The sequence below is a fragment of the Mycoplana sp. 10N416 genome, from assembly GCF_056394765.1.
Genome location: NZ_JBFTIM010000001.1, coordinates 387,918 through 408,446 on the forward strand (window position 1 = coordinate 387,918; position 20,529 = coordinate 408,446).

The following is a 20,529-nucleotide window of genomic DNA, read 5'->3' on the forward strand; positions in this document are numbered from 1 at the left end:
CTGTTGAGTCATGCTCCTCAACCGGGGCGGGACGCGAGATCCGGCCGGTAACCGTCCGCGCCCCAGCGAAGGGGCCTCGGCAAAGACGGCTGCGGCGCATAGTGGCGTGACAACGCCATCAGCGCGGTGCGCAGCATCAGCTTGGCCGAACGCACCGGCCACTGCCGCTCACGCTCCACCGTTTCCAGCCCCTTCAGGAAGCAGCAGACGTCAAGCGCCACGCCGCAAAGTTCCGGGCCCATCGCATCGATCGCCCGCTGCAAGCGCTGGCGGGCGGCGAGCGCCGTGTCCGAGATGTCGCGTGCCTGTCCCATCTCGCCGGCGGTGCGGCCGGCCAGGCGCGGCTGCCAGGCCATCGTCATTCGGGGCGTGAGGCCGGCACGATGGAAGTCACGGGCGAACTGCTCGGCCGCCGCGATCGCCTCGCCGGAAAGAAACGGGGTTCCGGCCTTGTCCTTCAGGCGCGACAGCGCCGAGAGCGGCGACTCGAGCAGATTGACGCTGACCGCCTGGCGGGTGGCCGATACCTGCACCGACCGCTGTTCGAGCGCACGGTGCTGGTCCTGAAAACCATCGGCACCGGAAAGCAAGCGCTTGATGTACCCGCGAGTTTCAGGCGAGGCAGCCAAGATCGCGCCTTGCCGCACCGCCAACCCCGCCCGCAGCGCGTGTTCGAGCACGGCGCGCGTCACGGTCCCCTCCTTGCCACAGGGCTTTTGCAACCGAACCGGATCGGAGTCCGACATCGTCACGCCGCCGCCGGCGTCGACGAGGAAGCGCAGAAGGGCCGCGAGCGGACGTCCGGTGGCTGATACGGGTTCGCCCTTGCGTTCACTCATGGTCGAACGCCCCCATCGTGCCGAAGACCGACAGGGTTATCCGCTCGACGGTGGCGACGAAGTCATCGAACGCGCGGTCGTCGCGGCGGTCCTCAACCACATTGCACGCGTGGCCGACGGTCGTCCGGTCGCGCCCGAACGCCGCACCGATGTCGGCGAGCGATATCTGCAGCGCGACGTGGCAGACATACATGGCGATCTGGCGGATATGGGCCGCGGCACGGCGACTGTGGCGCCGACGCAAGATCCTTTCGTGCGACAGTGACAGGAGTTCGGCGACAAGCTGGCGCACGACGCGGCAAACCGAACGCACGGGAGGTTCGCAGCGCTCGAACACCCCCGCTCCACCGAAGGCAACGGCCAGCAACCGGGCACGCCTGAGCCGCAGGCGATGCTTTCCATCGCCGCGCGCCGCTTGAGAACCGGCGGAAATGGCAGGGATGTCGGGCAAAGGCAGGGTGTTGGGCATTGCACTCACTCCGTTGATAGGAATTTATTCATATCACCCTACACAGGAAGCGTGGATGAACGGAGCGTGTCAATGCTTATTCAAGTTGAAATCACAGGATAATTACCAGAACCCATCCCGCAATAGGCATATTTTCCTTTTTCAGAATACAAAAAAGCCGGGCCACCAACGCGACCCGGCGTGATCGATCCGCTTTTTCCGCATTGCTCGCTGTGGACGAACAGCTTCGGTGCGGTCGCTGACCTGAAGCGCCTCGCGATCTTTCAGATTCGCTTGTGGCGCTTCAAGTCCTTGTTCTTTCGCCTCTGTCCCGAAACCGGTTCCCGCCTTCGGGAGACATGCTTTAGCGCTTCGCCTTGCGGCGCTGGCCGAGGCCCATTTCCTTTGCAAGCCGCGAACGCGCTTCGGCATAGGACGGCGCAACCATCGGATAGTCCGGCGGCAGGTCCCACTTCTCGCGGTACTGCTCCGGTGTCATGCCGTAGTGGGTCATCAGGTGCCGCTTCAGCGACTTGAACTTCTGCCCGTCTTCCAGGCAAATGATATAGTCGTTCTGGACCGACTTGCGGATCGGCACCGGCGGCTTCGGCTTTTCGGCCTGCACCGGCTCCTCGACAACCGCGGCGGGACGTGACGTGTTGTTGAGGGCGGCGTGCACGTCGGCAATCAGGGTCGACAGCTCGGAAACCGGCACGACGTGGTTGCTGACATAGGCGGCAACGATATCTGCTGTCAGTTCAACGAGCAGATTTGAGCCGTTACCGTCGGAAGTCTCAGTCATTTTCTTCTCCTGTCGGACGATCCGGCTGTCACGCCTGGGCAACAGCGGAATCAAACTGCGTAATGCGCAAAGCGTACCTTGTGTTTTCTGGGTAAACCTGCCCGCATCCGTGAATGGATGCCCCTGCGGCAACAGATTCACACTGCGCTAATATTACTTCCGACACCGGAGCGCCCCTTACCTCTCCAAATCTTGGCCAGATCCACGTTAGAAAAGGAGCACTTTAGAAAGGCCGCAACTTAGACTGGAGTTCATCGCGCAAGCAAAATCAACATACAAGCTTTACTTGAAGTGGAATAACATCGTTTTCATGAAAGTCCAATAATATTTTGGAGATCAGAATGTGTGTCTTGTACATCCCCCATTTGGGGGAGATGCGGACAAAAAAGGGTGTATCGGCCGGTTTCGTTACGGACGGAGCCGCGCCTCACTTCTTGGCATGAACGCGCATTTCGTCGCAGACCGCCCGGCGCGACAGGCGGTATCCGGCCTGGTGAGCAGCCTTGGCAACGAGATGTGCCGCGACGGGCGCCGTGAGGATGAAGAAGACGAAGCCGGTGAACGCCCGGGCAAGGGTCGCAAAATCGCCCGCCTGCAGGCCGGCGGCGATCAGCATGAGACCGGAACCGATCGTGCCGGCCTTGGAGGCCGCATGCATGCGGGTATAGACGTCCGGCAGCCGCACGACGCCGACGGCCGCCAGGAAGGTGAAGATGCCGCCGGAGACCAGCATGGCGGACACGACGAGCGCCAAAAGAACCTGCATCACCGCCCCCTTCCCCTCTTTTTCCGCTTTGGCGTTTTCGATCCTGCCTGGGCCCTCCTTGACGGGCCCTCGGCCCGTCCCGCCATCGGGTCCGCTTCGTCGACGGGCATGCCCTGCGTCAGCACGAAACGCGCCAGGGCGACGGTGGCGAGGAAACCGACGAGACCGAGCGCGATGGCGATATCGACATAGAGGTTGAAACCGGTCTTGATCGCCACGACGGCAAGGAATCCGATCGCAATCGCGACGAGCATGTCGAGCGCGACGATCCGGTCCGGCAGCGTCGGCCCACGGATCACCCGATAAGCCGTGAGAAAGAAGGCGATGCACATCAGAAACAGCGCGATGTTTGCGGCGGCAAGGACGATCGATTGCGCGGCCATCAGCGGAGCGCCTCCAGGATCTTTCGCTCGAAGCCGTTGGCAATGTCGCGTTTGACGGCGACAGGATCGGAGCAGTCGAGCGCGTGGACGTAGAGGACGCGCCGGTCCTCGGACACATCCACCGACAGCGTGCCCGGCGTCAGCGTGATGAGGTTCGCCAGCAGCGTGATCTCGATGTTGCGATCCACCGTCAGCGGGAAGGCGAAGATGCCGGGCTTCAGGTCCATTTTCGGACTGGCGACGAGCACGGCGACGCGCCAGGCCGACAGCGCCAGTTCCTTGATGAAAAGCACGGCGAGAGAGAGGAGCTTCAGCGGCCGGAAGATGGTCCGGCCGCCGACGAAATCACGCCGGACGATCCAAAGCACGAGAAGGCCGAGCAGGAAGCCGAGGACGAGGTTCGGCGGCGACAGACTGCCGGTCACCGCCGCCCAGACCATGGCAAAGACAACCGCGATCAGAAACAGCTTCATCAGCGCGCTCCTTGCGGGAAGACGGAGTTGACGTAGGCCGACGGCTCCGCCAGCAGCGCTGCGGCCGACTGGATGTGCGACAGGAGCAGATCCGGGAAGAGCCCGACCAGCACCGACACCAGCGCGAGCATGGATAGCGGCACGAGCCCGTCGTTTCGCGGTGCCGGATCCGCGCCGACCGAGGGCGCGACCGCCGGACGCCAGTAGGCAAGCGACCAGACGCGAGCGACGGCGATCATCGTGAGGAAGCCGGTCAGGAGCACCGCCCCCGCCAGCCACCACGCGCCGATGTCGAGCGCGGCCTTCGCCACCATCACCTTCGGCCAGAAACCTGAGAATGGCGGCATGCCGGAAACGGAGAAAAACAGCACGAGCGACACGGCTGAGAAGTAGGCGGCGCGGGCGTAAATGCCACCGCTCGCATGCAGGTCGAAGCCGCCGGCGATGCGGCCGGCGATGCCCGCCGTCATGTAGAGCGCCGTCATCACCACCATGGAATGCAGCGCATAGAAGAGCGCGCCGCCGACCCCGCCGGGACCGCCGACGGCGACTCCTGCGAGCATCACGCCGATCCCCGAGATCACCAGGTAACCGAGCAGGCGACGGATGTCGCTCTGACCGATGGCGCCCAGTGCGCCGAGGATCATCGTGGCGGCGGCTGCGACGGCGACCACGAAGCTCAGTTCCTCCCTCTCCACCGGGAACAGCATCACCATGACGCGGATCAGCGCATAGACGCCCACCTTGGTCAGCAATCCCGCAAACAGTGCGGACACGACGATGCGCGGCGTGTGGTAGGAGGCGGGCAGCCAGAAATTGACCGGGAAGGCCGCGGCCTTCATGCCGAAGGCGAGCACGAAGAGGCTGGCGAGCGTCATCAACGGCAGATCGCCACGCCGCGCGGCCGCCTTGGTCGCGATATCGGCCATGTTGAGCGTGCCGAACAGGCCGTAGAGATAGCCGACGGCGATGAGAAACAGGGTCGTGGCGACGAGGTTGAGGAAAGCGTACTTCACAGCGCCATCGATCTGCCGGGGCTCGGAGCCGAGCACGAGCAGGCCGAAGGAGGAGATCAGAAGCACCTCGAACCAGACATAGAGATTGAAGATGTCACCGGTCAGAAACGCGCCCGAGACGCCAGCCATCAGCAGCATCAGGAACGGGTAGAAGCCATAGCGGCGGCCGGAGGCATCGATGCTGCCCATCGCATAGACGCCGCCGGCAAGGGCGACAAGGGCCGAGAAGAAGGCAAAAAGCGCACCCAGCAAATCCACCGTGAACGCGATGCCGAACGGCGGCAGCCAGCGCCCCATGACCATCGTAATAGGCCCGCCCGCCGCCACCTGCCAGAGCAGCAGCGCGTCCAGCACGAGGAGAACGAGGAGTGCCGGGATGGCAAGCAAGGGCTGTATACGCACGTTCTTGCGCAGCATGAGCAGGACGGCGCCGCTTGCCAGGCACCAGACGACGGGAAGCACGACGAGCCAGTCGCGCGGCGCCGCGGGCGACATGACGAGCGCCTGGGAAAGATCGAGCGCAGAACCTGAGGGGGCGGCCATCGGCAGTCCTAATATCCGGTCGGGGGCGCGCTGTCGGCCTCAGGCTCGGCCACGCGCATTTCATTGGCATTGTCCGTCGAAAGATCCTGGAAGGCGCGATACGAAAGCACCAGCAGGAAGGCGAAGAACGAAAACGAGATGACGATCGCCGTCAGGATCAGTGCCTGCGGCAGCGGGTTGGCGGTCACGGCGAACTGCCGGTCGAGGCCGGCGGGAATGATCGGCGGCACCTCGCGGACGATGCGTCCGGTGGTGAAGAGCAGCAAGTTGACGGCATTGCCGAGGATCGCGACGCCGAGAAGGATGCGCACCAGGAATTTTGACAGCATCAGATAGACCGCCGCGGCGAAGAAGATGCCGATCAGGACGGAGAACAGCGCTTCCATCAGATGTCCTCCCTTTCGAGCGCGAGCGCGATCGAGGTGATCGCGCCGACGACGACGAGGTAGACGCCGAAATCGAACAGCATGACAGTCGACAGCGGGATCTCTACGGCGAACAGCGACGGCGTGATCCACAGGCCCGTCATGAACGGCACGGCGGCGAACATCGAGATCAGGCCGGCGATGCAGGCGAGGAAGAGCCCGATCGCGGCGATCGTCATCGGATGAAACCACAGCGCCTGGCGCACCGGCTGGATGCCGCGGGCGATGCCGTAGATCGCAAGCCCGGAGGCGGCAATCAGTCCGCCGATGAAGCCGCCGCCCGGTTCGTTGTGGCCGCGCAGCAGCACGAACACCGAAAAGAGCAGCATCAGCGCCGTCAGGAACGGAGCAAGGGTCCGGAAGATGACGGTGTTCATCGGCGCATCTCCTCCTTCCGGTTTTCTGCCGCCGGCTTGCGGATGCGGATCAGCGACAGGATCGCAAGTCCCGTCGTCATGACGACGGCGATTTCGCCGAGCGTGTCGGTGCCACGGAAATCAACGATGATCACGTTGACGACGTTGGCGCCGTGGGCGATCGCCTTGGAGTAGAGATTGAAGAAATCGGTGAGCAGCGGATCGAACCGCCCCTGGGTGACGCGCAGCAGATAGAGGCAGAAGCCGAGGCCGCAGGCGATCGCGACCGCCGCATCGGGGATTCTCTGCGACAGCGGCCGGGCATCGCGCGGCTGCAGGTGCAGACGAGTCATGACCAGCGTCAGGATCACCACCGAGAGCGTCTCGACCATGAACTGGGTGAACGACAGGTCGGGCGCGCCGAAGAGCAGGAACAGCAGCGCCACCGAGAAGCCCTGGATGCCCAGCGCGAGGATCGCGTTCAGCCGGTTGCGCGCCGTCAGCACCCCGCCGACCCCGAGCAGCGCCAGCGCCATCACGGCAAGCTCGTGGAACTGTGCGTCCGCCGGCCAGATCGGCAGGCGCGGCCATTCGCCGAACCAGGCCAGCGGCAGCAGAAGCGCCAACGCCACCATGACGAAGGTGACCGTCAGATAGGTTTCCATCAGCCCCGGCTGCAGCAGGCGCGACAGGCGGTGGGCGAAGCGAACGAGCCCGGTCATGAACTGATCGAAGCCGCGATCGGGTCCCCAGCCGATGTCGTTGACCAGTCTGTCGGCGGCCGCGCGCGCCCGGTCGAACCCAGCAAGCAGGCCGATGCCGACCGCGACCGTCACCGCCGACAGCAAGAGGGCGACGCTGGCATGCGGCATTGCCGGGATCGTCACGGTCTCGGGCCGGCCGGCAATCGCAGAGGCGAGCGGCGAGGAGATGAGCGGATGGAGGAAGGAGGAGAAAAGACCGGCGGCGAGCCCGCAGACGGACAGAACGACCGGGCCGAGCCAGAGCAGCAACGGCCCCTCATGCGGCGTCTTCGGCGTGGAGACCTGCGCCCCGAGGAACGGTTTGATGGCGATGGCGAAGGCGACGGCGACCATCAGCGCATTGCCGATGACGGCAGCGGCGGTAAACGCAATCGCGCGAAGGTCGCCACCGCCAAGGGCCGTATAGACCTCCTCCTTGCCGAGAAAGCCGAAGAACGGCGGCAGGCCGCCCATCGACAGGGCTGCGAACACCGCCGCGGCGAAGGTGATCGGCATGGCGCGGCCGAGACCCCCGAGACGGGTGATGTGCCGCGTGCCGGTCTCGTGGTCGAGGAGGCCGGCCACCATGAAGAGCGCCCCTTTGAAGAGCGAGTGCGCCACCAGGTAGAGCGCGGCGGCCGCCGCCGCATGCTCCGAACCGAATCCCGTCAGCAGCACGAGCAGGCCGAGCGAGGCGACGGTGGTGTAGGCGAGCATCAGCTTCAGGTCGGTCTGCCGGATCGCCAGCACGGCGCCGACGAGCAGCGTCAGGCCGCCAAAGGCCGGCAGGATCGTCTCCCAGGGCGCGGTCCCGCCGAGGACGGGATTGAGCCGCATCAGCAGATAGACGCCCGCCTTCACCATCGTCGCCGAGTGCAGGTAGGCGGAAACCGGCGTCGGCGCTTCCATCGCGTTCGGCAGCCAGAAATGGAAGGGGAACTGCGCGGACTTGGTGAAGGCGCCACCGAGCACCAGCAGAAGAATCGCCAGGTAGAACGGGCTCGCACGGATCTCCTCGCCAAACGACAACAGCAGCGAAAGCTGCGTGACGCCGGTGACGTTCCAGATGACGAGCAGGCCGGCGAGCAGCAACAGGCCGCCGCCGCCCGTCACCACCAGCGCCTGCAGCGCGGCGCGGCGCGAGGCCTCGCGCGCATGATCGAAGCCGATCAGCAGGAAGGACGTGATCGAGGTCAGTTCCCAGAACACGAACAGCATCAGGAAGCTGTCGGAGGCCACCAGCCCGAGCATCGCGCCCATGAACATCAGGATGAAGGAGAAGAAGCGCCCCTGATGCGGATGTCCCCGCAGATAACCGCCGGAATAGAGGACGATCAGCGTGCCGATACCCGAAATGAGCAGCAGGAAGGTGAGCGACAGGCCGTCGATCAGCCAGGAGAAGCTGACATTGTAGGACGGGACCCAGTCGTAACCGCCGGTGACGATCTCACCGCGCGAGACCTCGGGCAGGAAGCCGGTGAAGTGCCAGAGGATCGCCGCCGGAAAGAGCGCGAGCGGCCAGGCGGCGCGATGCCCCAGGATACGGGTGAGCAAGGGGGCGGCGAGCGCACCGAGGAACGGCAGACAGAAGGCGACAAACGTCAATGCCATGTCTGTTTGCATACCCTCTCCCGAACCAGCGCCGAATCCCCTGATGGATCAATGGGCTCGTTCTATGTCGGTATGGCCGAAATCGCCACCCTTGAAAAGCAAGGCCGAGGCTTTTTCGTGCGCGTCCCTTTGAACGCGACGCAACGGAAATCCCGCTCGATTGCATTTCATTCGCCAGAACCCTACATGGATCATGCGCAAAGGAGGCTCCGATGAGTGACAATGTCCAGTTGAAGGTTGTCAAGACGGACGAGGAGTGGCGCCAGCTGCTGACGCCGGATCAATACCGGATCACCCGGCAGCACGGCACGGAACGGGCCTTTTCCAGCCCGGACTTCGACAGCTCGAAGACAGGCACCTATCATTGTGTCTGCTGCGATCGCCCGCTCTACAGTTCGCAGGCGAAGTTCAACTCCGGAACCGGCTGGCCGAGCTTTACCCAGCCGATCGAACCGGGTGCGGTGACCAGCCACCGTGACGTGTCCTATGGAATGGACCGGACCGAGATCCGTTGCGCCGATTGCGACGCCCACCTGGGCCACGTCTTCCCGGACGGCCCACCGCCGACGGGTCTGCGCTACTGCATGAACGGCGTGGCGCTGACATTTTCGCAAGAATGACGGCCGGTTAAATCGGCAATATCAGCGGCTTGCGCAGCCGGGCTTGAAAACTGATTCCGCCCGCCTCAGGCTGCGTGCACCGTTAGGCGAACCATGGCAGGCTCAGCCGCTTGCTCGCCCATCGGGGTGTTGCAAGCACAGCTCCATGCACGTCAGGTCCAGCCACCGGCCGAACTTCGTGCCGACCTCCTTGAAGCGGCCGACGACACGAAAGCCGAAGCCTTCATGCAGCCTGATCGAGGCGTCGTTCTCCGCCTCGATGCCGGCGATCAGCACATGGATGCCGGAGGACCGGGCACGGTCGATCAGGTGTGCGAGCAACTGCCGGCCGATCCCCCTGCCGCGCGCGTCCTTGTGCACATAGATCGAGTGCTCGGCGGTATGGCGGTAGCCGTCGAAGGCGCGCCAGTCGCCATAGGTTGCATAGCCGACCACCTCGCCGTGCAGTTCGGCGACGACGACGGGAAAGCCGCGGTCACGGCGGCCGCGAAACCACTCGATGCGGTTGTCGAGATCGACGAGCGCGTCGTTCCAGATCGCGGTCGTGTTGGCGACGGCATCGTTGTAGATCGCCATCACCGCGGCCATATCCTCTTCGCGCGCGTCACGGATCAGCGTCGCTTGCTCCATCACAATTGACCTCACGGTTTCGGTTGGGTCTGTCGATTGATCATATAGGTGTAGCACGCACGTTGAGAACCGCGGTGCCCTCAGGCACTGACGCACGTAACGACGGCGGAATAGTGGACGGCCGCTGCGGCGACGACGAAGCCGTGCCAGATCGCGTTCTGGAACCGCAGGCTCTGCCAGACAAAGAAGACGACTCCCACCGAGTAAAGCACGCCGCCAATCAGGAGCAGGGCCATGGTCGTCTCCGGCAGCATCTCCAAGAGGGAATCGGCTGCAATGATGCCGCTCCAGCCCATGGCGAGGTACAGGATGATCGCCATTCGGTCGTAGCGTCCGGGGCGCAAGAATTTCAGCGCGGTCCCGGCAGCCGCGATGAGCCAGACCGCGACCAGCATGCCCGCCAGCATCGGATCGTCCCAGCCGCGCTGCAGGAAGGGCGTGTAGGTCGCGGCGATCAGAACGAAAATCGCCGAGTGGTCGAACCGCCGCAGGTACCATTTGACGTTCGATGCCGGCCACAGGTTGTAGGCAAAGGAAATGCCGAGCGAGAGGACCAGGCCGACGCCATAGATCCAGGCTGCGGCAAGCTGGCCGCTCGTGGCCCAGACCGTCGCGTAGAAGAGGAGCGCCGTGACCCCGACCAGGGCAAGCACGACGCCGACGCCATGAACGATGCCATCGGCGATCAGTTCATGGCGATCGTACTGCCATCTGAAACTTACGGGTTCCATGCGAACCGTTCCACGCGAATACATGCCGCTTGTTCACACTTCGCGAAGGCGCATCGTGAGATAGGCGCCATAGATTCCCGACCTTCCCGCTTGGGGTCGAGGATCGGGACCTGTTGAAAGTGTCATGGTGGCGGTTGCGCGTGTCATCATCAAGGCCGATTGCGGGCCAAGTGCCGGAACTCGCTTCACTTTTTGGTAACGGCTGTAACTGTTCGGTGCGTCGCCGTCGCTGCTCCAGGACCTTGGAGCGGCTCCTGCGATGATCGAACGATCACGGCTTGCAGCGCCTACCTCTTGATGCATTCCTCGCAGAGCGCCGCCTGGGGAACGGCCTCGAGCCGCCTGGGCGAGATTGGATTTCCGCACTTGGGGCAGATGCCGAACGTCCCGGCCTCGATGCGATCGAGTGCGGCATCGATCGCCGCCAGTTCATCAAGCCCCGTATTGCCGATTTCCTCGAGAACCTCGTCGCTTTCCCGCTCGGTCGCCCGCTCTTCGGCGTCGGGATTCGGGGTGGCCTCCAGATCGCCCTCGATCTTGTGCAGACGGCGGTAGAGTTCGTGCTTGCGGCCGACAAGCCTGTCCTTGAATAGTGCGGTATCCAGCATGGACTTTCCTTTCTGACTATTCCTGCCCGGCGGCACCGTCGCAGGATCCGTCTGTATCGGCCCGCTTCGGGCCTAAAGCTGCGCACTCTGTGAGAAGATCGAATTCGATCTTCACATGAATATGCCTAGCGATCGACGAGAACGGACATCGGCGAGTGGCGTACAACCCGATCCGCCGTTGCGCCCAACAGGTAGTTGGTCAATCCGGGACGATGCGATGCAATCAGGATCAGGTCGGCCTCGTGCTCCTCCGCTGCGGCAATGATCTGACGCGCACTCCCGCCATAGCGGATGTCGATGAGGGCGGAAATGCCGAGATCCTGCCGCATCCGGCCCAGACGCTCCTCGGCCTGCTTGATCTCCATCTCGACCATGGCGGCCGGGAACTCTATCGAGAGATAGCCGGTGGCCGCTTCGATCACATGGACGAGGACGATTTCACCGTCGTCTGCCAGCAGGTCCGCTGCCCTGCGCAGGATCTGCTCACCGCGTTCCAACTGGTCCATGGCCACGGGAACGATGATCTTCTTGTACATGCCTGGCTCCCTATCCAGATTGATTGGATGCAGCAGGTTTGTCCGTGGAGACTGCGCGCTGCATTGACAGGGATCAAGACAAATCTGTGTGGTGGCAGCGGAACCGCAAAACAAATGGTTGCATCAATCGGACAAGCGTGAGGTGCCGGAGCCAAATGTAGAGGCCGTCAACGCTGCGTTGACAATATTTCACCGATTCGTCATCTTTTCCGAACGGTGACAGGCGGCCATATTGCATTCCAAAGAACGGTTTCGTCGAAACCGACCCGGTGCCGCCGCCGATACCAAGGGGCGTACCACGACGTCGAACTGGAGAACACAAATGACCGCAGCCTCGGCGCTTTCCTCGCCCGATCACGCCGCCAACATGCCGGCACATGTCGATCATTCGCATCTCGTCGTCACCGACTTGCCGCTGACGTCGGACTGGTACCAGAAGGTGATGGGCCTGTCTGTTCTCGACAAAAGCGCCTCGGGCCAGACGCTCGGTGTAGGTGGACGACCGCTGCTGACGCTGACGACGGAAGGCAACGCCACGCGCGCCTCACGGCGCACTCCCGGCCTGTTTCACAACGCCTTCCTGGTGCCGAGCCGCAAGGAACTGTCGCGCTGGCTGGCCCACGCAGCCCACAGCGGCGTGCGGCTGACGGGCGCCTCCGACCACCTCGTCAGCGAGGCGATCTACCTGGACGACCCGGAAGGAAACGGCATCGAGATCTATCGCGATCGCGGGCGTGACGAATGGCACTACCTGAACGACGGGATGGTCGAGATGGCGACGCTGCCGCTGGATCTGCAGAAGCTCTACGACGAGGCGCCGAAAGACAGCTGGACTGGACTGGCGGAGGACTCCGCCATGGGCCACATCCACCTGCAGGTCTCCGACATTCCGCAGGCAGATACCTTCTTCCGCGACGTGCTCGGCCTCGACCTGATGGCCCGCTATCCCGGTGCCAGCTTCTTCGCCTCGGGCAAGTACCATCACCACATCGGCGCAAACGTCTGGAACTCGCGTGGCGCGGCCAAGCGCGAGGCCCACATGACCGGCCTTGCCGACTACACGATCCGCTTCAGCAGCAAGGACCGGCTGGAGCAGGCGGCCCAGTCGCTCGACAAGCTGGAAATCCCGACGACCCGCCACGGCGAGGTAATCTCGCTCATCGACCCATGGGGCATCGGTCTGAAGCTGTCGGCCTGACGGGCTGCATTTCACGGCAGCTCAGTCGTAGAGATAGTGCGCGTCCCAGTCCTCGCGCGGCACCTTCTCGCCAATGCGGAACTTGAAGGCGGTGACGTCGAAGCGATCCGGCGTTGTCTCGCACTTGAAGGCGAGCCGATACCATTCGCCCTCGCTGCGAAACACCGCGCCCTTGGTCTTCAGAAGGTTGCCGTCAGCGCCGGCGTCGCCGAAGGAATAGGCGATCACCTTGTCCGGCCTGTAGCCGAGCTTCGCCGCCTTGATGCGATCCATGGCTTCCATGTCGCAACGCTGCTCGAAACGGGTCTCGGGATCGAGCTTGGCGAGTTGCCCCCGCAACCGCGCATCCATGGCATGCGCGGAGGGCGCAATGGCGCAGGCTATCACGATCGAGGCGATGGCGGTTCTCATTCGCAGAATCACTCCTGTGTTGGGAACGGGCGGCATGCGGCCGAAATGGGGCAATTGAGAGTCGAGACGTGAAATTCGCCCCCTGAGGCAAAATGGACGCAGATGCTCCCGAAGCGTCTTGCTCCTGCGGGGAACCGTATTCGCCGCCGCGCGTTACCGCCGCAGCGAGAGGGGAGGCCGCCATGGACAGGAGATTGACCAGGAGCGAGACCAACGGATCACAGACCATTCCACCGGCCGTTCCACCGACGGATTCGGTGCCGGACGACGGGCGCGATGTGACGGTCGCCGCACGCTGGGCGACGGTCGGCATCTTCGTCCTGATGGCCTTGGGGGCGATCTACCTGATGGCACCAATCCTCATACCGTTGACGCTGGCGGTCGTCACCGGACTGATCCTTGCCGTGGCTGCGGAGAAGCTCAACGACCTCGGTATTCCGCCCCTGCCGACCGCACTCCTGCTTGCCAGCGCCTTCGCCGCCGGTCTGTTCTTTGCGGCGGCGACGCTGTCGGGGCCGCTCATGCGCCTTGCCGGCCAAGCGCCCGACATCGTCAATGCGACGATCGACCGGGTCACGCCGCTGCTGAACAAGCTCGAATGGCTGCACATCAACCCGCGGGCCTTCATGACCGGTTCGGTCACCCTCGACGGTCTTCTGGAAAAGGCCGGAAGCCTGCTGGGCATCATCACGGCCGGCGTCACGCCGGCGCTTGTGCAGGTGCTGATCTTCTTTGCCGCCCTCGTCCTCTTTCTGTCGGGGCGGCTGAAGCTGCGGCGCATGCTGATCCTGGCCTTTCCCGAGCGCGGTCAGCGCCTGACGGCGATCCGCGTCATGAACGCCATCGACCGGGCGCTCAGCTACTATTTCGCCACCGCCGCCCTCGCCTACGGCGCGCTCGGGATCATAACGACCCTGATCGCCTATGTCGGCAATCTCGGCGTGCCGTGGATGTGGGGGCTGTTCGCCTTCGTCTCCTCCTTCGTGCCGTTTCTTGGCGTGGCCGTAATGACGCTGTCGCTCGCAGCCGCCGGCCTTTTAGCGCACGAGACGGTGCTGGCCGGGTTGGCCCCGGCACTGGCCTTCTTCTGCACGCATCTGGTGATCGAGAACTTCGTGCTGCCGTCGATCATGGGCCGCCGGCTTGAGGTCAATGCCTTCATCATCTTCACGGCCATCGTCTTCTGGAGCTGGATGTGGGGTGCGGCCGGCGCCATGCTGGCGCTGCCCCTGTCGATCATCGGCATGACGATCGCCGAAGAGCTGCGCTCGGACGACAAGATACAGCCGGAGCTGCCCAGCTGAGCAGGCTCGTCAGAAGGCGGGCAAAACAGGTTCGCTGTCGGCGTCGGCATCGGAGAGCCGCACGAACCGGACGCCCCTCGCCTTCAGGGCCAGGATGCCCTTGGCAACGCCGGCGCCGGCGGCGTGGGTCGGCTGGTTGATATGCGCGATGACCACGTCGCCGTCGCGCGCCGCAGCGATCCGCCGTTCGGCCGCGCTTGCTTCGAGCAGCGACCCGTCGTCGCCATTGAGCGAATAGCCGGCGATCCGGTAACCGAGCCTTGATATCTCGGTGATCGAAGATGCGGTATATTTGGCGGTGGCGCCGCGAAACCAATGGGGCTGCGGCGCGCCGGTCGCCACAATCGCATCGCCGCCGCCCTCGACCTCCCGGGCGACGGCCTGCGGCGAGCCCGCCGCGGTGATGCCGTAGATCGAGGCCGGGTGGTCGACCGCCGGCACGTGCATGGCGCCGTGGTTCTCGATCTCGAACTGGTCGGGATGGGCGCGCAACAACGCGGCCGCCTGCGAATTGTGCTGCAGCCAGCGCGCCGTGACGAAGATCGTCGCAGGGATCCTTTCGCGCAGCAGAACGTCGAGGATGCGCATGTCGACCTTGCCCATGCAGGCATCGAATGTCAGCGCGACGTGGGCGGGACCGCCATGTCCCTTGCCGACGTGCAGCCTGGGCTCGACCAGCCTTGGGGCAGCCGTTGCCGACGCAGTGATGGAAAGCGCACAGGCGAAGGGAACAAGGAGACGATACATGAGGCGACGCCTTTGGGGCCGTAGGGGTTGTGGCGCTTTCCATCGGGCACGAAAGCGCCGAGACTGTGGCATTCCGCTCGAAGCGCGTCACGGAGGCGGCCAGCGGCACATGTGCGCGGAATAATCGGCAGCCCTTAAGTGTCTGTATGGGACAATGGAGGCCGGGATCATGCGGCGTCATCAGGTGAACGAATACGGGTTCTGGACGATCGGCCTGCATTGGCTCATCGCACTGTTGATCTTCGGCCTGCTCGGCCTCGGCTTCATCATGCGCCGGACGGCGATCGATCCCGCCCTGCAGTTCTCGCTCTACCAGTGGCACAAGTCGGTCGGGCTCGTCGTTCTCGGGCTGGCGGTCCTGAACGGTCTGCACTGGCTCGCCGCCCGTCATCCCGCGCCGGTGCCGACCCTGGGGCCGATCGAGCGGCGGGCGTCGCTTGCGACCCACCTCGGCCTCGCCCTGCTCTGCCTCGTCGTTCCGGTTGCCGGCTGGGCGGTCGCCTCCACCACGCCGCTGAACATTCCGACCTTCTTCTTCGAACTGGTGGTGATCCCGCCGCTGCCGCTCGGGCGCAGCGAGGCGGGCGAGAACTTCTGGTCGCTCGTCCATGCGAGCACGGCCTATCTGCTGCTGGCGCTCGCCGCACTGCACGTCGCGGCCGCGCTCTACCATCACTTCGTCCGCCACGACGAGGTGCTGTTGCGCATGCTGGGGCGGAAGGGCCCGCAAGGTGGGAACGTCCGGCTGGCCTCCCCTGCCCCGCAGCCGGCGCCAAGAGAAGGAAGAAAGCAATGAAATCCGTCGCCATGACCTTGCTCGTTCTCCCTGCGCTTCTTTGCGCTTCCGCCGCGCAGGCCGCGGCGCCCGAACTGGCGCAGGCGGCCGGCACCTACGACATCAGCGGCTCGTCGCAGATCCGCTTCACGGTCGACCAGGTCGGCGGCGGCGGCATCAACGGAAAGTTCACCAAGTTTGCCGGACGCCTGCGCATCGACGGCAACAGCGTCGGCGCTTCCACCGTGTCCTTCACGCTCTATCCGCAGAGCGTGGCCACGCCCGAACAGCGCATGGCTGATTTTCTGCGCTCCAGCGCCGTCTTCGATGCCGAAGCCTATCCGACCGTGACCTTTCGCTCGACCGCCGTGCGCCAGACCAGCCAGGACACGGCCGTCGTCGACGGCATGCTGACCGCCCGCGGCATCACGCATCGCGAACAGTTCGCCGTGCGTCTGCAGGGCCTCAAGGGCAATGCCATCGCCTTCAACGTGACCGGCAACGTCTATCGGTCTCGCTACAAGATGGATGTCGGCACGCCGATCTACCTCAACGTCGTCAAGTTCGACATGGACATCCGCGGCGACCGGCGGTGATAGGGCGAATTGTCGGACCGCAACACCTATCCCCCGTCATGCCGGCCTTGAGCCGGCATCCAGCCGCGCCGCGTCCGCGGCGCGAAAGGCGCTTTTCCCGCGCGCAAGGACTTGCGCGCACTGGATGCCGGATCAGGTCCGGCATGACGGCTATAGGAAACGCCCCGTTCTCCGTTGCTTCGATGGAAGGTGACTTGATGCGGCCGGCGCTGGCCTCTATCTCTGTGCTTCATCCTTGCCCGATTTGCCGGAGTACCGCCTTGGCCGCCTTCAAGAATCTGCCCGCCGCCCCGATCGCCACGAAAAAGCCGGTCGAGGACACGCGCCACGGCATCACCCGGACCGACGACTACGCCTGGTTCCGCGCCGACAACTGGCAGGCCATGTTCAAGGACACCTCCATCCTCGATCCGGAGATCCGCGCACACCTCGAGGCGGAGAACGCCTACATGGAAGCGGCGATGGAGGATACGAAGGACCTGCAGAAGACGCTTTTCGCGGAGATGCGCGGTCGCATCAAGGAGGATGACAGCTCCGTGCCGGTCAAGGACGGCCCCTTTGCCTACGGCACGTCCTTCGTCACCGGCGGCGAGCAGCCGCGCTATTTCCGCCAGCCCCGCGACGGCGGCGCGCAGACGCTCCTGCTCAACGGCGACAAGGAGGCCGAGGGCAGCGGCTACTTCCGGCTGTCCGGGTTGGACCACTGCACGGATCATTCACTCGGCATCTGGGGCTATGACGACAAGGGTTCGGAATATTTCACCCTGAAGGTGCGCGATCTCGCCACCCTTGAGGATCGCCACGACACGATCGAGAACACCGCCGGCGGCGGCGCCTGGGCGCCGGACGGCAAGAGCTTCTTCTACACGCTGCAGGACGAGAACCACCGCCCGTCAAAGATCTACCACCACATCCTCGGCGAGCCGCAATCGCAGGACCGGCTTGTCTACGAGGAGAAGGATCCGGGTTTCTTCATGTCGGTCGGCGGCTCGCTGCTCGACGACTTCATCTACATCGACATCCACGACCACGAGACCAGCGAATACCGGCTGCTCTCGACCAAGAACCTCCTGGCGGAACCGGCGATCGTCTCGCCGCGCGACACGGGTATGGAGTATTCGATGACGGAGGGCGGCGACGTCTTCTTCATCCTGACCAATGCCGACGGCGCCAAGGACTTCAAGATCTGCGAGGCCCCCATCAACGCGCCGGGCCGCGAGAACTGGACCGAGGTCGTCCCGCACCGGTCGGGCACGCTGATCCTCAATCATCTCGCCTTTGCCCGCCACCTCGTGTGGCTGGAGCGCCACGAGGGACTGCCGCGCATCATCGTGCGCGACCGCACGACCGGCAAGCAGCATGAAATCGCCTTTGCCGAGGAGGCCTATTCGCTCGGGCTTTCGGGGGCGGCCGAGTACGACACCGACGTCATCCGCTTCTCCTATTCGTCGATGACGACGCCGTCGCAACTCTACGACTACAACATGGCGACGCGCGAGCGGACACTCCTGAAGACGCAGGAGGTTCCCTCCGGTCACAACATCGACGACTACGTCACCCGCCGCGTCTTCGCCCCCGCCCATGACGGCGAGCGCGTGCCGGTCACGCTGCTCTACCGCAAGGACACCCCGCTCGACAGTTCGGCCCCCTGCCTGCTCTACGGCTACGGCGCCTACGGCATCTCCATCCCTGCCGGCTTCAACACCAACTGCCTGTCGCTGGTCGACCGCGGCTTCGTCTATGCCATCGCCCATATCCGCGGCGGCAAGGAGAAGGGCTTTTCCTGGTACGAAGACGGCAAGATGGACAAGAAGCCCAACACCTTCAAGGACTTCATCGCGGCAGCCGATTATCTGAATCAGGAGAAGTTCACCTCCTACGCGAACATCGTCGCCGAGGGCGGATCGGCCGGTGGCATGCTGATGGGCGCCATCGCCAACATGGCACCGGAGAAATTTGGCGGCATCATCGCCGCCGTGCCCTTCGTCGACGTGCTCAACACCATGCTGGACGACACGCTGCCGCTGACGCCGCCGGAATGGGCGGAATGGGGCAACCCGATCGAGAGCGCGGACTTCTACAAACTGATGGCCTCCTACTCGCCCTACGACAATGTCGAGGCCAAGGCCTATCCGCCGATCCTCGCGCTCTCCGGCCTGACCGACCCGCGCGTCACCTATTGGGAGCCGACCAAGTGGGTGGCGAAGCTGCGCGAAAAGGCGACCGGCGACGCGCCAATCCTGCTGCGCACCAACATGGGCGCCGGCCACGGCGGCGCTTCCGGGCGCTTCCAGCGGCTGGAGGAAATCGCCTTCGAATACGCGTTTGCGATCAAGGTGGCAGGGAAGATGTGATCCTCGCCCGATTTGATATCACTTGGCGACCATGATATCGTCGTCTTTCAGATGGGGAAGCGTACATGGCGGCCGTCACCATTCGCAATCTGCCGGAAGAAACGCATCGCGCCCTGAAGCTGCGCGCCGCACGCAACGGTCGCAGCACGGAGGCGGAGATCCGCGAGATCCTCGAGAACGCGGTTAATCCCGAGGCTCGGATGAAGATCGGCACCGCGCTGAAAGCGTTCGGGGAAAAATACGGCGGTATCGACCTTGATCGGATCGAGAGGCATCCGCCGATCGAACCGGCAGATTTCGAATGATCATTCTCGATACGAAGTCGTTTCGGAGCCGATGAAGCTTACCGGCAATCCCGCAGTGTTGACCTGGCTCGACCGCCAGGATCCGGAGAGTCTCTATCTGACTGCGACCAGCCTCGCGGAACTGCTTGTCGGCATCGAGATCCTGCCGGATGGCCGGCGCAAGGACGGCTTGGGAGCTGCGCTCGCAGACCTGCTCTCAACGCTGTTCGGCACGCGAATTCTGCCATTCGACGAAAGGGCGGCAAAGCTCTGCGCCCCGCTGCTCGGCAGAACACGGGCTTCCGGGAAAGCCATCGGCTTTGCCGATGGTCAAATCGCCGCCATTGCGGCAGCTCACGGATTTTCCGTCGCCACGCGAGACACGGCACCGTTCGAGGCAGCCGGTGTGGCTGTCGTCAATCCCTTCACGACGGAATAGATGTCCGCATCTGCCATTAAAGTCGGACCTCCAGCCGACCTGTGCTTGATGGCCGAAATCTCCCCTAGGCATCGAACTGCCTTCGCCCCTCACCGCCGCGAAACAGCATCTTCACGAAGGCGCGCAGCACCAGCAATTGTCTGGACAGGCTCTTCGGCTCTCTCAGCGCCTTCGACATGACGATGCCGCCCTCCAGCACCGTCGAGACCATGTCGGCGAGTTGGTCGATGTCGATCGGCTCGCGCGGCGCATAGACCGCCATGATCTCCTCGAAATAGCCGCGGAACCGGCGCCTCCACATCAGTGCCGCCTGGCGGTTGATTTCCTGTATGTCGCGATCGTAGGCCCGCTCGTAGACGCAGAAGGTGGCGACCAGGCAGCCCGGATGACCACGCGGGAGGTCGGCAAGCTGTTCCGACAAGAGCTTCAGGCCGAGCATGAAGGCCTGCAGCGGGTCGTCCGCCAGTTCGCGCGCGCGCCCGAAGATCTCGTTGTAGATCTTCGTATCGTTTTCGACGTAGCGCTCCAGAAGGGCCTTCGCCAGTTCGTTCTTGTCGTGGAAGTGATAGAAGAAACCGCTTTTCGTGATGCCGGTCTCGACGATGAGTTCCTCGATCGAGGTCGCGCCGAACCCCTTGGAAAGCACGGCGGCTTCGGCCACATCGAGAATCCTCGCGCGCGTCTCCTCGCCCTTGCGCATCGTCGCCTCCAGTACCGGCGGTACAGTTCTCTCCCCTCACGCCAGCCCTGCGGCGCCAACTTTGGCGTGAAAGCGTGGCGCAAGCAATTGATTAATTGCTAATATACAATTTTCTTCGGTCCGCTTGACCACAAGTCGCCTAGTTTTACAGGCGAAAAACAGGCAAAAATCCACGCGCGTTTCGGAATACG

At 63.9% G+C, this 20,529-nt stretch carries 25 protein-coding genes; 8 read left to right on the forward strand and 17 right to left on the reverse strand.

Translation table 11 applies throughout. From position 1 onward, the window contains the following. Positions 1 to 17: 17 nt before the first annotated feature. From AC1DDS_RS01810 to AC1DDS_RS01855, 10 genes are all read right to left on the reverse strand, one after another. On the reverse strand, positions 18 to 839 hold the full coding sequence (locus AC1DDS_RS01810; protein ID WP_477477328.1) for a DUF6456 domain-containing protein: 822 nt from the start codon (positions 837 to 839) through the stop codon (positions 18 to 20). After that, entirely contained in the window at positions 832 to 1,308 is a 477-nt protein-coding gene (locus AC1DDS_RS01815; protein WP_477477329.1) for a helix-turn-helix domain-containing protein, read from the reverse strand. Before AC1DDS_RS01815 ends, AC1DDS_RS01810 begins: the two co-directional genes overlap by 8 nt. A gap of 343 nt (positions 1,309 to 1,651) precedes the next feature. Then, on the reverse strand, positions 1,652 to 2,089 hold the full coding sequence (locus tag AC1DDS_RS01820; protein WP_310414408.1) for a Ros/MucR family transcriptional regulator: 438 nt from the start codon (positions 2,087 to 2,089) through the stop codon (positions 1,652 to 1,654). Between the two features lie 427 nt (positions 2,090 to 2,516). After that, positions 2,517 to 2,855 (reverse strand): monovalent cation/H(+) antiporter subunit G, encoded by a 339-nt coding sequence (gene mnhG, locus AC1DDS_RS01825; RefSeq protein WP_477477330.1) that lies wholly within the window; start codon positions 2,853 to 2,855, stop codon positions 2,517 to 2,519. Then, positions 2,855 to 3,238, reverse strand: a complete 384-nt coding sequence (locus AC1DDS_RS01830) for a cation:proton antiporter (protein ID WP_477477331.1) — start codon at positions 3,236 to 3,238, stop codon at positions 2,855 to 2,857. The genes mnhG and AC1DDS_RS01830 overlap by 1 nt, the downstream gene beginning before the upstream one ends. Then, a complete protein-coding gene (locus AC1DDS_RS01835; protein WP_477477332.1) occupies positions 3,238 to 3,711 on the reverse strand; it encodes a Na+/H+ antiporter subunit E in 474 nt (157 codons plus the stop codon). The genes AC1DDS_RS01830 and AC1DDS_RS01835 overlap by 1 nt, the downstream gene beginning before the upstream one ends. After that, entirely contained in the window at positions 3,711 to 5,270 is a 1,560-nt protein-coding gene (locus AC1DDS_RS01840; protein ID WP_477477333.1) for a Na+/H+ antiporter subunit D, read from the reverse strand. Before AC1DDS_RS01840 ends, AC1DDS_RS01835 begins: the two co-directional genes overlap by 1 nt. An 8-nt stretch (positions 5,271 to 5,278) precedes the next feature. Then, on the reverse strand, positions 5,279 to 5,656 hold the full coding sequence (locus AC1DDS_RS01845) for a Na+/H+ antiporter subunit C (RefSeq protein WP_310414425.1): 378 nt from the start codon (positions 5,654 to 5,656) through the stop codon (positions 5,279 to 5,281). Then, positions 5,656 to 6,072, reverse strand: a complete 417-nt coding sequence (locus AC1DDS_RS01850) for a Na(+)/H(+) antiporter subunit B (protein WP_477477334.1) — start codon at positions 6,070 to 6,072, stop codon at positions 5,656 to 5,658. The genes AC1DDS_RS01845 and AC1DDS_RS01850 overlap by 1 nt, the downstream gene beginning before the upstream one ends. Next, positions 6,069 to 8,405 carry a putative monovalent cation/H+ antiporter subunit A gene (locus tag AC1DDS_RS01855; protein WP_477477335.1) on the reverse strand — a complete coding sequence of 779 codons (2,337 nt, stop codon included), beginning with the start codon at positions 8,403 to 8,405 and terminating at the stop codon, positions 6,069 to 6,071. Before AC1DDS_RS01855 ends, AC1DDS_RS01850 begins: the two co-directional genes overlap by 4 nt. Positions 8,406 to 8,617: 212 nt before the next feature. Between AC1DDS_RS01855 and msrB the strand changes: the two genes are divergently transcribed. Beyond that, a complete protein-coding gene (gene msrB / locus AC1DDS_RS01860) occupies positions 8,618 to 9,025 on the forward strand; it encodes a peptide-methionine (R)-S-oxide reductase MsrB (protein ID WP_477477336.1) in 408 nt (135 codons plus the stop codon). Between the two features lie 102 nt (positions 9,026 to 9,127). Here the strand turns inward: msrB and AC1DDS_RS01865 are convergent, their stop codons facing one another. From AC1DDS_RS01865 to AC1DDS_RS01880, 4 genes are all read right to left on the reverse strand, one after another. Then, positions 9,128 to 9,655: an N-acetyltransferase family protein gene (locus AC1DDS_RS01865; RefSeq protein WP_477477337.1), complete on the reverse strand. Its 528-nt coding sequence runs from the start codon at positions 9,653 to 9,655 to the stop codon at positions 9,128 to 9,130. Positions 9,656 to 9,735: 80 nt separating this feature from the next. Continuing rightward, positions 9,736 to 10,386 (reverse strand): PAQR family membrane homeostasis protein TrhA, encoded by a 651-nt coding sequence (gene trhA / locus AC1DDS_RS01870; RefSeq protein ID WP_310414441.1) that lies wholly within the window; start codon positions 10,384 to 10,386, stop codon positions 9,736 to 9,738. 287 nt (positions 10,387 to 10,673) lie between these two features. Then, positions 10,674 to 10,994 (reverse strand): TraR/DksA family transcriptional regulator, encoded by a 321-nt coding sequence (locus tag AC1DDS_RS01875; protein WP_310414444.1) that lies wholly within the window; start codon positions 10,992 to 10,994, stop codon positions 10,674 to 10,676. A gap of 125 nt (positions 10,995 to 11,119) precedes the next feature. Continuing rightward, positions 11,120 to 11,530 (reverse strand): universal stress protein, encoded by a 411-nt coding sequence (locus AC1DDS_RS01880; RefSeq protein ID WP_310414446.1) that lies wholly within the window; start codon positions 11,528 to 11,530, stop codon positions 11,120 to 11,122. A 322-nt stretch (positions 11,531 to 11,852) separates the two neighbouring features. Here AC1DDS_RS01880 and AC1DDS_RS01885 point away from each other — a divergent pair, with 322 nt between their 5' ends. Beyond that, positions 11,853 to 12,728, forward strand: coding sequence for a VOC family protein (locus AC1DDS_RS01885; RefSeq protein ID WP_477477338.1), 876 nt, complete (start codon positions 11,853 to 11,855; stop codon positions 12,726 to 12,728). A 21-nt stretch (positions 12,729 to 12,749) separates the two neighbouring features. On the opposite strand, the gene AC1DDS_RS01890 is transcribed toward AC1DDS_RS01885, so the two are convergent. Then, on the reverse strand, positions 12,750 to 13,139 hold the full coding sequence (locus AC1DDS_RS01890) for a DUF930 domain-containing protein (RefSeq protein WP_477477339.1): 390 nt from the start codon (positions 13,137 to 13,139) through the stop codon (positions 12,750 to 12,752). A gap of 182 nt (positions 13,140 to 13,321) precedes the next feature. Here AC1DDS_RS01890 and AC1DDS_RS01895 point away from each other — a divergent pair, with 182 nt between their 5' ends. Beyond that, positions 13,322 to 14,443, forward strand: a complete 1,122-nt coding sequence (locus AC1DDS_RS01895) for an AI-2E family transporter (RefSeq protein WP_477477340.1) — start codon at positions 13,322 to 13,324, stop codon at positions 14,441 to 14,443. 9 nt (positions 14,444 to 14,452) lie between these two features. On the opposite strand, the gene AC1DDS_RS01900 is transcribed toward AC1DDS_RS01895, so the two are convergent. Then, complete coding sequence (locus AC1DDS_RS01900) at positions 14,453 to 15,190, reverse strand: polysaccharide deacetylase family protein (protein WP_477477341.1); 738 nt, start codon at positions 15,188 to 15,190, stop codon at positions 14,453 to 14,455. A gap of 169 nt (positions 15,191 to 15,359) precedes the next feature. Here AC1DDS_RS01900 and AC1DDS_RS01905 point away from each other — a divergent pair, with 169 nt between their 5' ends. From AC1DDS_RS01905 to AC1DDS_RS01925, 5 genes are all read left to right on the forward strand, one after another. Next, complete coding sequence (locus AC1DDS_RS01905) at positions 15,360 to 15,986, forward strand: cytochrome b (protein ID WP_477477342.1); 627 nt, start codon at positions 15,360 to 15,362, stop codon at positions 15,984 to 15,986. Then, a complete protein-coding gene (locus tag AC1DDS_RS01910) occupies positions 15,983 to 16,561 on the forward strand; it encodes a YceI family protein (protein ID WP_477477343.1) in 579 nt (192 codons plus the stop codon). Before AC1DDS_RS01905 ends, AC1DDS_RS01910 begins: the two co-directional genes overlap by 4 nt. A 260-nt stretch (positions 16,562 to 16,821) precedes the next feature. Then, entirely contained in the window at positions 16,822 to 18,915 is a 2,094-nt protein-coding gene (locus tag AC1DDS_RS01915) for a S9 family peptidase (RefSeq protein ID WP_477477344.1), read from the forward strand. A gap of 65 nt (positions 18,916 to 18,980) precedes the next feature. Next, positions 18,981 to 19,220 carry a FitA-like ribbon-helix-helix domain-containing protein gene (locus AC1DDS_RS01920; RefSeq protein ID WP_477477345.1) on the forward strand — a complete coding sequence of 80 codons (240 nt, stop codon included), beginning with the start codon at positions 18,981 to 18,983 and terminating at the stop codon, positions 19,218 to 19,220. Between the two features lie 31 nt (positions 19,221 to 19,251). Further along, positions 19,252 to 19,638, forward strand: coding sequence for a PIN domain-containing protein (locus tag AC1DDS_RS01925; protein ID WP_477477346.1), 387 nt, complete (start codon positions 19,252 to 19,254; stop codon positions 19,636 to 19,638). A gap of 64 nt (positions 19,639 to 19,702) precedes the next feature. Here the strand turns inward: AC1DDS_RS01925 and AC1DDS_RS01930 are convergent, their stop codons facing one another. Continuing rightward, positions 19,703 to 20,338, reverse strand: coding sequence for a TetR/AcrR family transcriptional regulator (locus AC1DDS_RS01930; protein ID WP_477477347.1), 636 nt, complete (start codon positions 20,336 to 20,338; stop codon positions 19,703 to 19,705). Positions 20,339 to 20,529: the final 191 nt, after the last annotated feature.

Bases quoted from the DNA above. Each gene is read 5' to 3' on its own strand.
- AC1DDS_RS01810 (WP_477477328.1), bottom strand. From the start codon at position 839: ATGAGTGAACGCAAGGGCGAACCCGTATCAGCCACCGGACGTCCGCTC.
- AC1DDS_RS01815 (WP_477477329.1), bottom strand. From the start codon at position 1,308: ATGCCCAACACCCTGCCTTTGCCCGACATCCCTGCCATTTCCGCCGGT.
- AC1DDS_RS01820 (WP_310414408.1), bottom strand. From the start codon at position 2,089: ATGACTGAGACTTCCGACGGTAACGGCTCAAATCTGCTCGTTGAACTG.
- mnhG (WP_477477330.1), bottom strand. From the start codon at position 2,855: ATGCAGGTTCTTTTGGCGCTCGTCGTGTCCGCCATGCTGGTCTCCGGC.
- AC1DDS_RS01830 (WP_477477331.1), bottom strand. From the start codon at position 3,238: ATGGCCGCGCAATCGATCGTCCTTGCCGCCGCAAACATCGCGCTGTTT.
- AC1DDS_RS01835 (WP_477477332.1), bottom strand. From the start codon at position 3,711: ATGAAGCTGTTTCTGATCGCGGTTGTCTTTGCCATGGTCTGGGCGGCG.
- AC1DDS_RS01840 (WP_477477333.1), bottom strand. From the start codon at position 5,270: ATGGCCGCCCCCTCAGGTTCTGCGCTCGATCTTTCCCAGGCGCTCGTC.
- AC1DDS_RS01845 (WP_310414425.1), bottom strand. From the start codon at position 5,656: ATGGAAGCGCTGTTCTCCGTCCTGATCGGCATCTTCTTCGCCGCGGCG.
- AC1DDS_RS01850 (WP_477477334.1), bottom strand. From the start codon at position 6,072: ATGAACACCGTCATCTTCCGGACCCTTGCTCCGTTCCTGACGGCGCTG.
- AC1DDS_RS01855 (WP_477477335.1), bottom strand. From the start codon at position 8,405: ATGGCATTGACGTTTGTCGCCTTCTGTCTGCCGTTCCTCGGTGCGCTC.
- msrB (WP_477477336.1), top strand. From the start codon at position 8,618: ATGAGTGACAATGTCCAGTTGAAGGTTGTCAAGACGGACGAGGAGTGG.
- AC1DDS_RS01865 (WP_477477337.1), bottom strand. From the start codon at position 9,655: ATGGAGCAAGCGACGCTGATCCGTGACGCGCGCGAAGAGGATATGGCC.
- trhA (WP_310414441.1), bottom strand. From the start codon at position 10,386: ATGGAACCCGTAAGTTTCAGATGGCAGTACGATCGCCATGAACTGATC.
- AC1DDS_RS01875 (WP_310414444.1), bottom strand. From the start codon at position 10,994: ATGCTGGATACCGCACTATTCAAGGACAGGCTTGTCGGCCGCAAGCAC.
- AC1DDS_RS01880 (WP_310414446.1), bottom strand. From the start codon at position 11,530: ATGTACAAGAAGATCATCGTTCCCGTGGCCATGGACCAGTTGGAACGC.
- AC1DDS_RS01885 (WP_477477338.1), top strand. From the start codon at position 11,853: ATGACCGCAGCCTCGGCGCTTTCCTCGCCCGATCACGCCGCCAACATG.
- AC1DDS_RS01890 (WP_477477339.1), bottom strand. From the start codon at position 13,139: ATGAGAACCGCCATCGCCTCGATCGTGATAGCCTGCGCCATTGCGCCC.
- AC1DDS_RS01895 (WP_477477340.1), top strand. From the start codon at position 13,322: ATGGACAGGAGATTGACCAGGAGCGAGACCAACGGATCACAGACCATT.
- AC1DDS_RS01900 (WP_477477341.1), bottom strand. From the start codon at position 15,190: ATGTATCGTCTCCTTGTTCCCTTCGCCTGTGCGCTTTCCATCACTGCG.
- AC1DDS_RS01905 (WP_477477342.1), top strand. From the start codon at position 15,360: ATGCGGCGTCATCAGGTGAACGAATACGGGTTCTGGACGATCGGCCTG.
- AC1DDS_RS01910 (WP_477477343.1), top strand. From the start codon at position 15,983: ATGAAATCCGTCGCCATGACCTTGCTCGTTCTCCCTGCGCTTCTTTGC.
- AC1DDS_RS01920 (WP_477477345.1), top strand. From the start codon at position 18,981: ATGGCGGCCGTCACCATTCGCAATCTGCCGGAAGAAACGCATCGCGCC.
- AC1DDS_RS01925 (WP_477477346.1), top strand. From the start codon at position 19,252: ATGAAGCTTACCGGCAATCCCGCAGTGTTGACCTGGCTCGACCGCCAG.
- AC1DDS_RS01930 (WP_477477347.1), bottom strand. From the start codon at position 20,338: ATGCGCAAGGGCGAGGAGACGCGCGCGAGGATTCTCGATGTGGCCGAA.